The 14,213-nt window shown below is 58.0% G+C and carries 12 protein-coding genes; all 12 read right to left on the minus strand.

Annotation, left to right across the window (positions count from 1 at the left end):
* On the minus strand, positions 1 to 1,011 hold a 1,011-nt coding region (locus ABYM29_RS11755; protein ID WP_372864957.1), incomplete at its 3' end, for a hypothetical protein.
* 336 nt (positions 1,012 to 1,347) lie between these two features.
* Complete coding sequence (locus tag ABYM29_RS11760; RefSeq protein WP_372864958.1) at positions 1,348 to 1,734, minus strand: SirB2 family protein; 387 nt, start codon at positions 1,732 to 1,734, stop codon at positions 1,348 to 1,350.
* The gene (locus tag ABYM29_RS11765; protein WP_372864959.1) at positions 1,731 to 2,156 is read right to left on the minus strand and encodes a hypothetical protein; all 426 of its coding nucleotides are present in this window, start codon (positions 2,154 to 2,156) and stop codon (positions 1,731 to 1,733) included. The genes ABYM29_RS11760 and ABYM29_RS11765 overlap by 4 nt, the downstream gene beginning before the upstream one ends.
* Before the next feature lie 112 nt (positions 2,157 to 2,268).
* Positions 2,269 to 2,643, minus strand: a complete 375-nt coding sequence (locus ABYM29_RS11770; protein WP_372864960.1) for a PaaI family thioesterase — start codon at positions 2,641 to 2,643, stop codon at positions 2,269 to 2,271.
* On the minus strand, positions 2,640 to 3,086 hold the full coding sequence (locus ABYM29_RS11775; protein ID WP_372864961.1) for a PaaI family thioesterase: 447 nt from the start codon (positions 3,084 to 3,086) through the stop codon (positions 2,640 to 2,642). Before ABYM29_RS11775 ends, ABYM29_RS11770 begins: the two co-directional genes overlap by 4 nt.
* Before the next feature lie 85 nt (positions 3,087 to 3,171).
* Positions 3,172 to 3,630: a hypothetical protein gene (locus ABYM29_RS11780; RefSeq protein WP_372864962.1), complete on the minus strand. Its 459-nt coding sequence runs from the start codon at positions 3,628 to 3,630 to the stop codon at positions 3,172 to 3,174.
* A complete protein-coding gene (locus ABYM29_RS11785) occupies positions 3,627 to 6,221 on the minus strand; it encodes an ankyrin repeat domain-containing protein (RefSeq protein WP_372864963.1) in 2,595 nt (864 codons plus the stop codon). The genes ABYM29_RS11780 and ABYM29_RS11785 overlap by 4 nt, the downstream gene beginning before the upstream one ends.
* Positions 6,222 to 6,537: 316 nt before the next feature.
* On the minus strand, positions 6,538 to 6,924 hold the full coding sequence (locus tag ABYM29_RS11790) for an STAS/SEC14 domain-containing protein (RefSeq protein ID WP_372864964.1): 387 nt from the start codon (positions 6,922 to 6,924) through the stop codon (positions 6,538 to 6,540).
* A gap of 294 nt (positions 6,925 to 7,218) precedes the next feature.
* Positions 7,219 to 8,076, minus strand: coding sequence for a TIGR03619 family F420-dependent LLM class oxidoreductase (locus ABYM29_RS11795; protein ID WP_372864965.1), 858 nt, complete (start codon positions 8,074 to 8,076; stop codon positions 7,219 to 7,221).
* 248 nt (positions 8,077 to 8,324) lie between these two features.
* Entirely contained in the window at positions 8,325 to 10,745 is a 2,421-nt protein-coding gene (locus ABYM29_RS11800; RefSeq protein ID WP_372864966.1) for a TonB-dependent receptor, read from the minus strand.
* 368 nt (positions 10,746 to 11,113) lie between these two features.
* Positions 11,114 to 12,943 (minus strand): glutamine--fructose-6-phosphate transaminase (isomerizing), encoded by a 1,830-nt coding sequence (glmS, locus tag ABYM29_RS11805; protein ID WP_372864967.1) that lies wholly within the window; start codon positions 12,941 to 12,943, stop codon positions 11,114 to 11,116.
* 35 nt (positions 12,944 to 12,978) lie between these two features.
* A partial coding sequence (gene glmU, locus ABYM29_RS11810) for a bifunctional UDP-N-acetylglucosamine diphosphorylase/glucosamine-1-phosphate N-acetyltransferase GlmU (protein ID WP_372864968.1) occupies positions 12,979 to 14,213 on the minus strand: 1,235 nt, incomplete at its 5' end.

Below are 14,213 nucleotides of genomic sequence, written 5' to 3' on the forward strand. Positions count from 1 at the left end.
CAGATGTGCCGATGGCACATCCATAGACGTCGACAACTGACCGATCGTCAAGCTGGGGATGAGGTAGGACTTTTCCGCATCCATATACTGCTGCAGGCGCTGCCACAGCTGCTCACTATCCGCATCTGACAGCCCGCTGCTCTGGTATTTGCGACTGGCCACCTTGGGCGCGTCGCCGCCCTCAAGCAGCGCCTCAACCGTCTCCGGGGCAGTGCTGTGAGCATCACTGTTTGCCGCATAAACACGCGGCTGGCGAAGACTCATCAGGCCAATGCTATAGATCAACAAGGTCGTTACCAATGCCGGCAAACTGCGCATTTCCTCGGCGCGACCGGTGATAAACAGCAGGAACCAGGCCAGACTTGCCAGACACAGCAGCAGGGCAAAATAGCACAGTGCCTGAATCCAGCGCAGCTGAATGCGGTCAGTATTAGAAAAACGCTCGCCAATGCGCTGCCAGTGCCGGTGCACCTGGCGCAGGCCCAACACCGCATAAACCATCAGGTGTATCGGCAGAGAAATGTACAGAACGAGATGAATGTAGACGATGGCGGTGTATTCGTTGGCCTGGGCCAGAATCGCGAAAATATCGACCCCGTCGGGGACAATTCTGAAATAGTTCTCTGCCAGTTCACGCTTTGCCTCGGCACCCAAAAAATAGATGGGCAATACCGCAATGAAAGCCAACAGCACAGGTAAAAAGTGCCAATACTGAGCCCGGCGCAGAGCGAAGCCCTCCTTGGTCAGGGCGCAGATATAAAAATACAACAGCGGTGCCAGGGCGAAATACAGAAAGCGCCCCACCCCCGATAAGGCCGGATAGACCTCCAGCGCGCCACTGTAAAGCAGTGCCCGCTGGGATAATTTTATCGCCAGTATACTGACGAAAATTGCCAAAAAACGGTTGGCGCGGCGGTCACCATAGGGATGCGACAACAGCAACAGCGGAACCACCAATAGGCTGAGCGCAATGCCGGCTATTGCTATCACCAAAATCCAACTGTGTGCCATAACTACTTGTCGCTCCTAATAGGCCGGCATCTCCCCGGCTTCACTCTCTTATTCACCCACCAGCTTATACCACAGTATTGAGGGTCGCTTCGGTCGCGCGTCGAACGAAATTTTGCGAAAGAGCAAGCGAAATATGCCATCGAGCTGCTTTTTATTGCGCTACTTTAGCAAAATATTTTTGCGATCAATAAATATCCACCGCCGTCTCAACCCTAGCAAGCGCTGGCAATCAAACCACAAATTATCCCAACGCCGCCTGGGAAAACGTTGAATAGCGCTGAAAACCGCCTGCCTCCGAGCGTGAGCACAGATTGCGGGCGGATAAGAGTAGCGGAATTAGGCAGGGAGAAAAAACAGCGCTTGGCGACAGTGAGCAACCGCCAGCATATACACAAACACCGTCGCGGCCAGCAGCGCGAACAGCGCTTTTTGGCGAGGCGTTTTGCCGTATTTTATCGCCACACTCCCCAGGCCGATATACAGCAGTAGCGCGAGTAATTTGGCCGCCAGCCAGGGTGTGTCTTGCGGCCAAGCGCGCAACACCACCATCAAGCTGAGCCCCATGGCGAGGAGAAAACTATCGATAACATGGGGGAGTATTCGCCAGCAGCGGCGCTGTAACTGCGGCGCCGACAGTATCGACCAGCGAGCGCGCACGACAAACAAGGAAAAGCTGAGCGCTACCGCGCTGACATGCAGGAACAGCAGCAGCTCATAGCTCACTGGGTCGCGTGATGCCGCGACTTCAAATAGCGGTCGCTAAATTCACGCTTAGCCTGCATTTTATGATTGCCACACTCGGCCATCTGCTGAGGAGATTGCCAGGTGAGACAGCCTGAGGGCGGGTGGTACCAATCTTCAAAAGCCTTGTCGATTTCGCGCGCGCGGCTGTTGGCATTGTCGCGCAACTGCTGCCAACTCGGCGTTACCGCTGCCGTCTCAGCGCCCGCCACCGGCTCGGCCTTATCGGGCTGGGCGGTGGCCAATCCGTAATCAACATTGCTAGACGTGGACAGTGCGCCCCAGTAGCCGCTATATACTTGCGGCTCCTTGGCCACATCGAAAAACTGCTGCTTAACCGGCACGGCCAGTATCAGTAATACAGCCACCACAAAAGCAATATAAATTCCTCTGGCCAGTACCATATCCCACCTCCGGAGGAAACAGTCCTACCTTGGAGGCTATGGCTTCTTTATCAACACTACAAGTACGTACAAACCCTAGGATGTAACGAAAATACACCTCAATCTGGCGCCGCTAGGGCTTGGCAAGAATCGCGTAATTTCCGTTGGCTTGAGCAATCAGGGCGTCACCGCTGTACAGCCGCGACTCTATATTTGCCAACCGCCGGCCACGGTTTACCACTTCGGTAATACAGTGCAGCCGACCCGCGCTGGCCGGGCGAAAGTAGTTCATCTTGATCTCCACCGTGGCGCAGTATTGATCCTCGCCCAGACTTGGCTGCAAAGCCGCCCCCATGCCGGTGTCAGCCAGCGCATAGAGCACGGCGCCGTGTACCACACCGTTGGGGTTGTGGTGTTGCTCGTCACAGATCTGCAATACACATTCGCTGTAGCCCGCACGCATCTGCGTAACCTCAAGTCCGATCAGCTCGGCAAAGGGATGCTTCATGGCGCGTCACTCGCATAGCCCGCAGCCTCCACCAACGGCAACTTGCCGCGCACGAAAATGCCGCTGCCCCGACCAATCTCGCGATGCTCGCCGTCGTAGACCACGGCCTCGACAATAAACTGACTTTTGTTGCTGTTTACCACCCTTCCCTCAGCGCGCATACGGCCCTGCGACACCGGCCGCGTGATGTAGGTCGTAAACGAGGTAGTCAGCACAAAGTACTCCTGTTCAAGGGAGTTAGCGGCAAAAAAAGCCGCATCATCGAGCAGCTTAAAATAGACCGAGCCATGCACCGCCCCCGCCGCGTGATACAGATGTTCAGCCACCTCGATCTCGATACTCGCCTCGCCCTCGCGCACCGTCATCGACGGCTGGTAATAACCGTTGATCGGCGCGGCGGCGTACATGCTTTGCAGTGAGGCATAGTGTCTTTCGAGGCTCATCGGGGTCTCCAGAATCATTGGCATCCATTAGTGGCCATGAGTATCGATTGCCGCAAGACGATCAACAATGCGAATACCGGACGCCTTAAAGCGGCCCACTGCAACGGCGCTGCAAATAATCCTCTATGCACGGCAGCCCGCCGCGCAACACCGTGCCAACCCAGGCATCGCGCTCAAAGGCCATCAATTGCATGTCCCACACACAGGCGATTAAACCCGAGGGTGTGGTATAGCGAAATGCCGTCGGCTGATCCAGTGGCGCCACATACACATGGTGGTGGAGTTCATTCTCCTGCGCCCACCAGTCTACAAAGATGAAGTGGGCCGTTTTGCCCTGATGAACGCCGACAAAGCCCACATGGTAGTGATCCCCTGCCGCCGTTATTTCTGCCAGCTTTTCGGCAGCGAGTTGCCGCGCTGCGGCAAGCAACTCGGGCATTAGCGGCACATCGCCGCAGCTGATGCCATAGGCCTTCAGGCGCCAGTCACCAAACTGCCAGATATCCAAAAACCGGCAGTTTCGGGGCGCATAGGGAGTCATCACTGGTGGGACACCTCAACACCGACAATACGACCCTTTTTATACAGCGTTTTCGCCGTATCGGCATCAAAGCAGCTCGTTGCGCTGCCGCCGCTATAGCCACAGATAAAGCTGTCCCAGTTAGGGCTGCTGGCGGTGCCGGAAAAGGATACCTTGCCGGCACGGGGAATGACCGGGTCGATCTCCACATAGCCAAAGGCATCGCCATTTTGAATTTTCAGCCACAGGCTGAAGCCACTGGGCAGGCAGTCGTCCTCGCCGCCACCGCTCTGCCACTTATAGTCGCCCTTCACCAGTGGCTCGCCGAGAAAATGGCTGACCTCGTAGGCCACCGTCAACGAGGCCACCTGACAGCTGCCAACGCTGAAGTTTTGCTTGGTAAGCGTACCCTTGCAGTCGCAATCGGCTTTGTCGGCCGCGTTCATCCGGCCACTGTTAATACTGCCCGAACGCGGCTGGGGGCGCGCGGCCTCAGCCGCGCGCTTGGCGGCTTCACGTTCGCGCGCCTGAGCGACCTCCTGCTGCTGACGAGCCCGCTGCTGGGCGAGCTGTTCGCGGCGGCGCTCCTCGGCCTCACGGCGAGCCTGGGCGGCAGCTCGCGCCGCTTGCTCCCGGGCAATGGCCGCCTCGCGCTGGCGCTGCTCATAGGCCGCTTTTTGCGCGGCATGCTCGGCCCTTTTTTCGGCAATCTGCTGAACCCGCTCGTCTTGGCGACGCTTTTGCTCGGCATTGTATGCGGCAACCTGCTGCTGAATTTCACGGTTCTGCTGCTCTAACTGCATGCGTGTTTCAGCTAGGCGGCGCAGCGCCGGGTCTTTAATTTGATAGGTGCCCTGGGCCATTTGCTGCTGCATCTGCGCCAGGCGCGTACCCCTGCCATTGTCTACCCAAATGTCACCGACCGCGGCGCCCATCACATCCAGCGAGTTCTCAAGGGGAATATCCGCACTGCCGGCAATCGCGCCAATGGCGACCGTCGCAAAGATTTTACCGAACATCTCACCACTGTTGGACTTGCGGTAGGAGTGGGTCTGGCCGCCGTACTGTTGAATATAGGCGGTGGTATTTTTAAAGCCGTGGCGCATGGCAATGTCCAGCGCCGAATCATTGTCTTTATCGCGCAGATTCGGATTGGCGCCATAGGCGAGCAGGGTTTTCACCGTATCGTAATAGCCCTTGTCCGCCGCCATATGCACCGCGTAATAACCATTGCAACGGGCATTCAGGTCAGCGCCGGCCGCCGCCAGCATTTTGATGATATCGACATCGACTTTCTTACCGGATTTTGCCGCATAGTAGGCGGCGGTGTAGCCCTTGGCACTGCGTTGATTGACATCGGCGCCGGCGGCAATCAGTTCGCGGGCAACCTCAAGGCGACCGTGATCAGCTGCCGTCTGCAGCGGCGACCAGCCGCCGGAGCCATTTGCCGTATCGGTTTGGGCACCGGCAGCCAACAGGTGCTGAACCACCTCGGTATAGCCATTATAGGCCGCGAGGTATAAGGGGGTATAACCCTCGATATCCGCCTTCTCCAGGCTGGCACCGGCTGCCAACAGGCGCTTTACCGGCCCCAGGTGACCATTGTTCGCGGCGTTAAACAGGGCCGTTTCGTCGTCATTGTTATTCCCCAGATTTACCTCTGCACCGGCGCTGAGCAGCAAGCCGACCTGCTCATCGCGATTCCAGCCCGCGGCTAAATATAGCGCGCTGGAGTCATTGTGGGTTTTCTTATCGACCGCGGCACCCGCCAGCAACAGTGCTTCAACAATACTGGGCTCAGCGCCCTGGCGGGCAGCGCGAGTTAATGGCGTCCACTCCCCACCCACATCCGGATCACTGCCTGCCGCCAACAACATATCGACCACTTTCTTGTGCTCAGCGGCAAGAAAGGCGGCATTCCCGCCACTCATCCCGCGGTGTGAGGCCGCAACCGGCCCCAGGCGCGGCGCGCTCTGCCAAGCACTGCTCTGCTGCCAGTCCCGCAGCTCAACAGCAAAGTACAGGGCGTTGTATCCCGCCACAGCGCCGTCACTCACCGCCGATACATCGGCACCGCGCAACAATAACAAGCGCACCATGGCGCTGTACTTATTGTGGGCGGCCAGCATCAGTGGCGTATAGCCCATGACAGCGGTATCGGGGTCGGCGCCGGCGTCAATCAGCTGCCGCGCCGCCTCGACATTGTTCATTGCCACCGCCGCCCACAAGGGCGTTTTACCCTCGCCATTGGCCTGCTCAGCTAAGGCTCCGGCGCGCAGCAGAAGGGCCACCATCTCTGCGCTATTGCGCTGAGCCCCGGCCGCCACTCGCAAGGCGTTGTCCCGGCCTTTGCCAATCTCCAGGCCCGGGTCAGCACCGGCATCCAGCAGGTGTTTCAGCACCTCCAACTGGCCACCGGAGGCGGCGCGATACAGCGCCGTGTTGCCAAAACCATCGCGCTCGTCCACCTCGCCCCCCTCGGCGAGATAGCTTTCAATAAAACTTAAATTCCCGAGGTTGGCAGCATTGGTGTAATCGGAAAAACTGGCACAGGCGGAGGTCAGCAAAACGGATAGTGCCAGTAGCCCATATTGCAGCAGGGCGAGGGTGCGCATGGTATTCGCTTCCTTGTCGTCAGAAATTTTGGCCGATGTTAGCACCTCTTATTTCGATGAAAATCCCCAATTTGGGGGACATATTCTGCGAACTCCAAGTAGCCCAGGCAGGCGATTGTTTTCTCGCGGTCAGCCGCGACTGCAGAGCGAGCCCCGCTTCCAGCCCCGGTCGCGGAAGGTGAGCCGGGCTACTGGTAGGTTTAACTGGCTGGCGGCGTGAACCCCGGGCGCGTCGTCAATCAGCCACCGCAAAGGGCGCTGATGCAGCCATAAAAAAGGGGCTGCCATGGCAGCCCCTGATGTTTGTCAACGCAGATCAAGCGACCTGTTGCATATCCCCCTGCTCCAGCCACGCCGTGGCTTCGGCTTGCTTGTCGGCCTCAAAACCTCTGATTTCCACTCCGGGAATAAGATGACCTTCAAACTCGCTGATACGGCGCAGCCAAGGACGATCGCTCAGTACCGCAACGCGATCGAATTTTTTAAGCGTCTTTATCAACGTGGGCAGGTGCGCGAGTTCCACCCCAACCGCCCCCAATGACGGCCAGTGAAAATCGCTAATGGTATACAGCATCGTGCCGTGTTCTAACTCCGCAGTCAGCTTAAATAAATCATCCAGCGCCTGCTGCATATCTTGCTTGCTTAGCGACGATTCCATTGTCATATCGACGCGGTGTTTATTAACCGCCGTTACCGTAATCATACTGCCTCCTAGTGGCTGCGCCACCACTGTATAAGAGATGAACGGACTCACTAAGCGCTCCGCCTAGCCTAGTAATTATAGTTGTCCGCCACGACAGCCGCAGGCGAAATAACGGTATATTCTCTAAGAGTCTATTAGGAGGGATTTATAAATTAGCCCGAAATTAAAACTCCCTTCCTGGCCCCTTGTCCCGGGCGCTAAGGGTATTAACAGCAACAAATGTCTCATATCACCGTCTTTGCCATGTCTCGGGCGCACCGGCCAAGGTCTGGCAATGGCCGGCCGCAAGCCAGCCTACAACTGGGGAATAATCTTGGAGAAGGTCTCGATCATCGGCATCACAATGTCAGGCTTGTTCCAGTTGTCCATGCCGACACCAATATTCACCCGCGTAATACCGAGGTCTCGATAGTGCTTCAACAAGTCGGCGCTGAGTTCACCCATCGCCACCATGGTGATTTCGACATCATCGGGCTTGCGACCCTGGTCGCTCACCGCCTGGCGAAACTTTTTAATGGTGTCAGCGACATCGCCCATCACCACGTCTACAGGCATCCAACCATCGGCCCACTGCGCCGCGTGTTTAACACCCAGCGGGCCCATCGCGCCAAACAAAAATTTCGGCCCCTTGTTCTGCACCGGCTTGGGCTCAAACCACATGGCATCAAAGTCAATCAGCTCACCGTGATATTCAGGCGCCGGCTCATTGAATAATACTCGGGTCGCTTCCACCGTTTCCCGCAAAGCGCTGTAGCGCCGCTTCCAGGGCAGTGCGGTCGCATTGTCGAACTCCTCTTCATTCCAGCCGACGCCGGTGCCGATAATCACCCGCCCGCCGGACAAGCGGTCCAGGGTGGCAATGGTTTTGGCCTGGGAGATCAGCTCGCGCTCTAACAGCAGGGCAATACCCGTTCCCAACTTCAGTGAGGTCGTCGCGGCAGCGGCCTCCATCAATGAAATATAGGGGTCCATCATTTCCTTGTAGGGCTCTGGCAGCTCGCCACCGGGGGGGTAGGGGGTTTTGCGGGACATGGGAATATGGCTGTGCTCGCCATACCACAGCGATTCAAAACCGGCCTCCTCCAATACCTTGGCCAACTCCGCCGGGCGGGGGTCGTGAACGGTATTCATCGAGCTAAAGCCCAGGTACATAAGTTGTCTCCAGTGTTTTTCTTATTGGCTAATAAAGTTGGGCGGCGGACAGCAGGCGTCACAACACCAAAAAAATGCTCTGCTGCACTGTATTTTTATTTGAAATGCGGGTCAAACACCGCGCGGCCGCGGGCCTTCACGACGGCAAAAAACCCCCGACAGGCCAATATTATTGAACCGCCAAGCCAGGACGACAGCGACAGGCAAAAAAAGGCCGCCCGGAGGCGGCCAAGGGTGATGGGTGGGAATTAATAGCGATAGATCAGGTCCAGGCCATAGCTGCGCGGCTCGCCCCACAACACTGAGCGATCAGCCTGGGGCTGGTTATCGATGGCGGTGATGGCGTATTCCTCGTCGGCCAAGTTCTTAGCCCAAGCCGCCACCGTCAAACTGCCACCGGCAACGGCGATATCGCTGACGCCCAAGCGGGCATTCCACAGGCCATAGGCGTCCAGGCGGGTGTTCTTGACGTTTTCGGCGCGCGAGCCGCCGTTGCGCTCGTCCATGTAGTTGTAGCTAACATTCAGCGCAGTGCGCCCCCAGTCCGCGTCCATCAGCGTCCAGTCGACCGACGCGGTATAGGATTGTTTGGGCGCCGCAAAGAACACAAATTCGTCGCTGACATCATTGCCGTTAACATCCCGAGCCTCGGTCACTTCAGTGTCCAGATAGGCGTAGTTGAGCATCAGCAGCAGATTGCGCGTTGCCATAAAGGTCACATCGGCCTCAAAGCCCTGCATTTGCGCCTCGCCGGCATTGGTGATTTTGGTGTCGGCAACGGTGCCGGCGAGAATGAAGTTGAGCTGCATATCGCGGTAATAGCTTCTAAAAATATCGGCGTTGATACGCAGACGGCGATCCATCAGCTCGCTTTTTATGCCCAGCTCCACCGAGCGTACTTTTTCCTCGTCGAAGCCCTCGGCAAAGCCAAAGCCGTAGTCCACGCCATCACTGGCCGCGCCCTGCTTGCCGTCACGCTGCGGATCACGGGTGTTAAAGCCACCGCTTTTATAGGCCTCGTTGATTTTGCCGTAGACATTAATGCTGTCGGTGAGGTCGTATTCAGCCACAAAGCTAAAGGAGTTGTCGGTAAAGGTCTTCTCGGCCTTCACGTCGACAAACTGCCGGGACGGATCGCTCTGGTCCATGGTGCCCCAGAACAAGTCGAAGGCCAGACCGTAAAGCTCGATGATATTCAAGTCGGTCTGGTTTTTAATGGCCGCGCGCTTGTCTCGCGAGTGGCGGGCACCAAAGGTCAGGTGCAGGCGGTCGTCCAATACTGCCGGCGTCCAGCTTGTCTGGCCAAAAAAGGCCAGCGCCTCATTGTCGATTTGGTAGTGCTGGGACAGCAGGTTTACCGCGTGGGTGCGAAACGGCACAAAGGGCACACGGGCGTCGGCACTGAGCTGGTGGTGCAGCGGTGAGTTATCCTCTACCGCCGACTCCTCAAAGTAGTAAGCACCGGCCAGATACTCCAGACGACCGGCCAGGGCCTCGCCGCTGAATTGCAGCTCGTGAGAGCGCTGCTCCTGAGTCACCAAGGGCTGGGTCTGAGGCGTGGGGCCGCCGTTGGCGGCATCGGCCGCCGGGCCGTCATAGGCGTGGCTGTCGAGGCGGAACGCGGTTGATCCGGCGCCGCCGCCGAGGTCTGCGTAAGAGGCATCGCTCAGCTCGCGATAGGCGCCGATATATTTCAGCTGCCAGCTGTCAAAATCAGCGGTCAGCGTCAGCGCGTGGCCGCTGATTTCAGTATTGGATTCCTCCAGCGGCGCACCCGTCGCCAAGCGGTCGAGCCGGGTCTTGCTGTATACGCTCTGCTCCTGGGCGTGCTCCTTGATCGCTTCGGCCTGACCCTTATCACTTAGCGGTGGGGTAATCGCCTGGTACATGGAGTTGTAGTAGTCCAACTCGGAATGGTCGTAGGCGTAGTCCAAGGTGAGCCGGTCGCTGATGTCCCAACGCAAATCCGCGCGGTAGCCCTGCACCTGGCGGTCACCAAAGTCACCCCCCGGCCCGGTATTGTCGATAAAGCCGTCGTTTTCGGTGTGCATAAAGGCGAGCTTAGCCGCCACGCGGTCACCCAACGGAATATTCGCTGACGTTTTGGAGGTAAACAAATTCCGGCTGCCCGCGGTGAATTTTTGCTCGAACTCAAAGGCCTCACTGCTCGGGCGCTTAGTCACCAGATTGATGGCACCTCCGGTAGTATTGCGTCCGTAGAGTGTGCCCTGGGGACCGCGCAGAATCTCGATACGCTCAAGGTCGGCCACATCCAAAGCGGTGCCGGTGGAGCGGGCGATATACACCCCGTCCATGTAAATGCCCACTGGCGGGTCCTGGGTAATTTGCGCATCGGAAATGCCGATGCCGCGAATAAAGATACGCAGGGTGGCATTGTTAATGGGAAAGGGTTCGATACTCATGCTCGGCACTTTGGCGCCGATGTCTGCCAGGCTATTAATACCCTTGTTTTCCAGTTCCTGCTGACCAAAGGCGGTCAGTGAAATGGGCGCATCCTGCAGCGACTCCGCCTTCTTCTGCGCGGTTACCACCACCTCTTCCAGGGCAAAGCCGGGCTTGTCGGCGGCTTGCGCCATCGCTGTGGGCACAGCCAATACTGCCGCCAGTAGCTGGCGCTTCTTCCAATTGCTATGTGTTATCAAAATCACTCTCCGGCCAGTAATCATTTAGTGTCGCTAAATTTTTTTAAGATTTAGATTGTTAGCGGCCGCAAAGTTAAAGGTCTGTAACCATATTTTGGATACGTACTTCCACTCATGGGGGCACGGGACACCGGGGAACTAGCTGGAGAAATGCGGGGAAATGGCGCCAGTTAATGGCGATAACAGCAAAAACCACGCGCTGATTAAAAAACAGAAACAAGCAAAACTACGCACTAAAAAACCCGAACAGCACGTTTTTATCGCTTGCCAGGACAGGGCGCTAGCACCGTTCTGGCGCGCCGAGTGGCGACCCCCGGCCGACACGACTGCCGCGCCGGGGTGGACAAAACGGTGGGCGAACAGGCCGCAATGAACTACTCGACAGTCACCGACTTGGCCAGGTTGCGCGGCTGATCGACGTCGGTGCCCTTGAGAATGGCCACGTGATAGCTGAGCAACTGCAGCGGAATGGTGTAGAGAATCGGCGCGACAATATCGCTGACATGGGGCAGCTCAATAATGCTCAGCCCCTGCTCTGCACTAAAGCCCGCCGCACCGTCGGCAAACACAAACAACTGCCCCCCTCGGGCCTGGACTTCCTGAAGATTGGACTTCAATTTTTCCAGCAACTCGTCGTTGGGCGCCACCGCAATCACCGGCATCTCGCTGTCCACCAAGGCCAGCGGACCGTGCTTAAGCTCTCCGGCGGGGTAGCTCTCGGCGTGAATATAGGAAATTTCCTTGAGCTTTAACGCCCCCTCCATCGCCACCGGCCACTGCGCGCCGCGACCCAAAAACAGCGCGTGATACTTGTCGGCGAAGGCCTCCGACATTTTCTGGATCGCCTTGTCCAGGGTCAGTGCCTCCGTCAGCCTGGCGGGCAGCTGCTGCAGAGCACTCACAATCTCCGCCTCATCGTCCTCACTGAGGTCGTGCTGCCGCCCCAGGGCAACGGTCAGCAACAACAGCGCAACCAGTTGCGTGGTAAAGGCCTTGGTCGAGGCCACACCGATTTCCGGCCCGGCTTCCGTCATCAGGAATAGGTCGGATTCACGCACCAGGGAGCTCAGCGCCACATTGCAAATTGCCAGACTGGCGGCATAGCCCAAGGTTTTCGCCAAGCGCAGTGCGGCCAGGGTGTCGGCCGTTTCACCGGACTGGCTGATGGTGACAAACAGCGTGTTGTCCTGAACTTTAAATTTGCGATAGCGAAACTCGCTGGCCACTTCGACACGGCACGGCACACCGGCCACGCCCTCTATCCAGTATTTGGCCACCATCCCAGCGTGATAGCTGGTACCACAGGCAACAATCTGCACCGACGAAATCGTTTTAAGGATATCGTTGGCGCGCGCCCCCAGGGTTTCGGCCAGCACTTTTTTGTTGCCAAGCCGCGCGGCCAAGGAGCGCTCAATCACCGCCGGCTGCTCGTAAATTTCCTTGAGCATATAGTGGCGATAGGCGCCTTTGTCGGCGGATTCGGCAGCGGTATCGATCTGGGTCACCGGGCGGGTGACCGGCTGCTGCGCCTGATCCCAAATCCGGTAGTGACCTGCGCTAATTTCCGCAACATCACCCTCCTCCAGGTAGACAAAGCGGTCGGTGACCTGGCGCAGGGCCAATTGGTCGGAAGCGATAAAGTTCTCACCGATGCCGACGCCAATCACCAGCGGGCTGCCCTTGCGGGCGCACACCAATTTGTCTGGACGGTCGGCGTGTATCACCGCCAATCCGTAGGCACCTTCCAGCTCAGAAATGGCTAATTTGACCGCGCCCAGCAGATCGCGCTGCTGCTGAAAATAATAGTGAATAAGATGAACTATGGTCTCGGTGTCAGTGGATGACTGAAACTCATAGCCGAGACCGCTGAGCTTGCTGCGCAGCGCCTCGTGGTTTTCGATAATGCCATTGTGTTCCAACGACAGCTTTTCAGAATTGTGCGGATGGGCGTTTACTTCAGAGGGCTCACCGTGGGTGGCCCAGCGGGTGTGGGCAATACCCGTCGTGCCGGGCAGCGCCTGCTCATCCAGTGCGCGCGCCAGGGCCTCGACCTTGCCAACACGCTTGCGACAGTCATTGTCGCCCGTCGGTGACACCACTACCATCCCCGCGGAGTCGTAACCGCGATACTCTAATCTGCGCAGCCCCTCTAACAAGATCCCAGCCACTTCACGTTGGGCAACAGCACCGACAATTCCACACATATACAGGTTAACCTTGAGCTTGAATGTTCAGAAAATTACGCTTTTTTCTTTGGCCGAATCCAGCCCTTGATATTACGTTGACGGCCGCGGGCAACCCCAAGCTCGCCGTCGGCAATATTGCCAGTGATCGTTGAGCCCGCCGCCACGGTGGCCTCACAGCCCACCTCAACCGGCGCGACCAGGGAGGTGTTCGAGCCAATAAAGGCGCGATCGCCAATCTCGGTGCGGAATTTGTTCACCCCGTCGTAGTTACAGGTGATGGTGCCGGCGCCGACATTGACGGCGGCGCCCAGGCTAGCATCCCCCACGTAGCTAAGGTGGTTGATCTTGCTGCCCTCACCCACCCGAGTGTTTTTGGTTTCGACAAAGTTACCAACTCGCGCCCTTGCCGCCAGCACCGTACCGGGCCGCAGCCGTGCAAAGGGGCCGACATTGCAATCAATACCCACCTCGGCCTCGTCGATCACCGAGTTGGCATGAATCACCGCACCGGCCGCAATGCGGCTGTTGCGGATCATGCAGTTGGGGCCCACGCTGACGCCATCGGCCAGCTCTACCTCACCCTCAAAGACACAATTAACATCGATGCTGACATCCTGACCGACACTCAACTGACCGCGGATATCAATGCGCGCGGCGTCAGCGAGACTGGCACCGTCAGTCATCAACTGCTCGGCCAGCAGCCGCTGGTACTGGCGCTCCAGGGCATTGAGCTGCAAGCGGTTATTCACCCCCTCGACTTCCCACAGCGCCGCCGGCTGCTCCACCACCACCGGCACACCGGCAGCCACCGCCATGGCAATAATATCGGTCAGGTAGTATTCACCCTGGGCATTATTTGCCGACAGCTTGGGTAGCCACTCGCGCAGGTAGTTGACGGGCAGCGCCATCATCCCGGTGTTCACTTCCCGCACTGCCAGCTGCTCGATACTGGCATCCTTCTGCTCGACGATCGCGATCACCTCACCCCGATCGTTGCGAATAATGCGGCCGTAGCCGCTGGGGTCTTCCAGCGTGGCGGTCAGCAGCACCAACTTATCGCCGCCGCGGGCCAGCATCGCCTTGAGAGTGTCGGGACTGATCAGCGGCACATCGCCGTAGGTGATCAGCACCATGGCATCGTCGGCCACCTGCCCCAGCGCCTGGGCAACCGCATGGCCGGTGCCCTTTTGCTCGGCCTGCAGGGCCCACTGCAAATTGTCGCCGGTCACCCCTGCCTTTACCTGCTCAGCGCCGTGGCCCACCACAATATGAGTCGACGCCGCCGCGG

Source organism: Spongiibacter sp., from assembly GCF_041602295.1.
In the GTDB taxonomy this organism is placed as follows: domain Bacteria; phylum Pseudomonadota; class Gammaproteobacteria; order Pseudomonadales; family Spongiibacteraceae; genus Spongiibacter.

What these genes read in the sequence shown, in the direction of transcription:
- glmS (WP_372864967.1), bottom strand. Translation starts at nt 12,943, where the DNA reads ATGTGTGGAATTGTCGGTGCTGTTGCCCAACGTGAAGTGGCTGGGATC.
- ABYM29_RS11795 (WP_372864965.1), bottom strand. Translation starts at nt 8,076, where the DNA reads ATGTACCTGGGCTTTAGCTCGATGAATACCGTTCACGACCCCCGCCCG.
- ABYM29_RS11765 (WP_372864959.1), bottom strand. Translation starts at nt 2,156, where the DNA reads ATGGTACTGGCCAGAGGAATTTATATTGCTTTTGTGGTGGCTGTATTA.
- ABYM29_RS11770 (WP_372864960.1), bottom strand. Translation starts at nt 2,643, where the DNA reads ATGAAGCATCCCTTTGCCGAGCTGATCGGACTTGAGGTTACGCAGATG.
- ABYM29_RS11785 (WP_372864963.1), bottom strand. Translation starts at nt 6,221, where the DNA reads ATGCGCACCCTCGCCCTGCTGCAATATGGGCTACTGGCACTATCCGTT.
- ABYM29_RS11790 (WP_372864964.1), bottom strand. Translation starts at nt 6,924, where the DNA reads ATGATTACGGTAACGGCGGTTAATAAACACCGCGTCGATATGACAATG.
- ABYM29_RS11775 (WP_372864961.1), bottom strand. Translation starts at nt 3,086, where the DNA reads ATGAGCCTCGAAAGACACTATGCCTCACTGCAAAGCATGTACGCCGCC.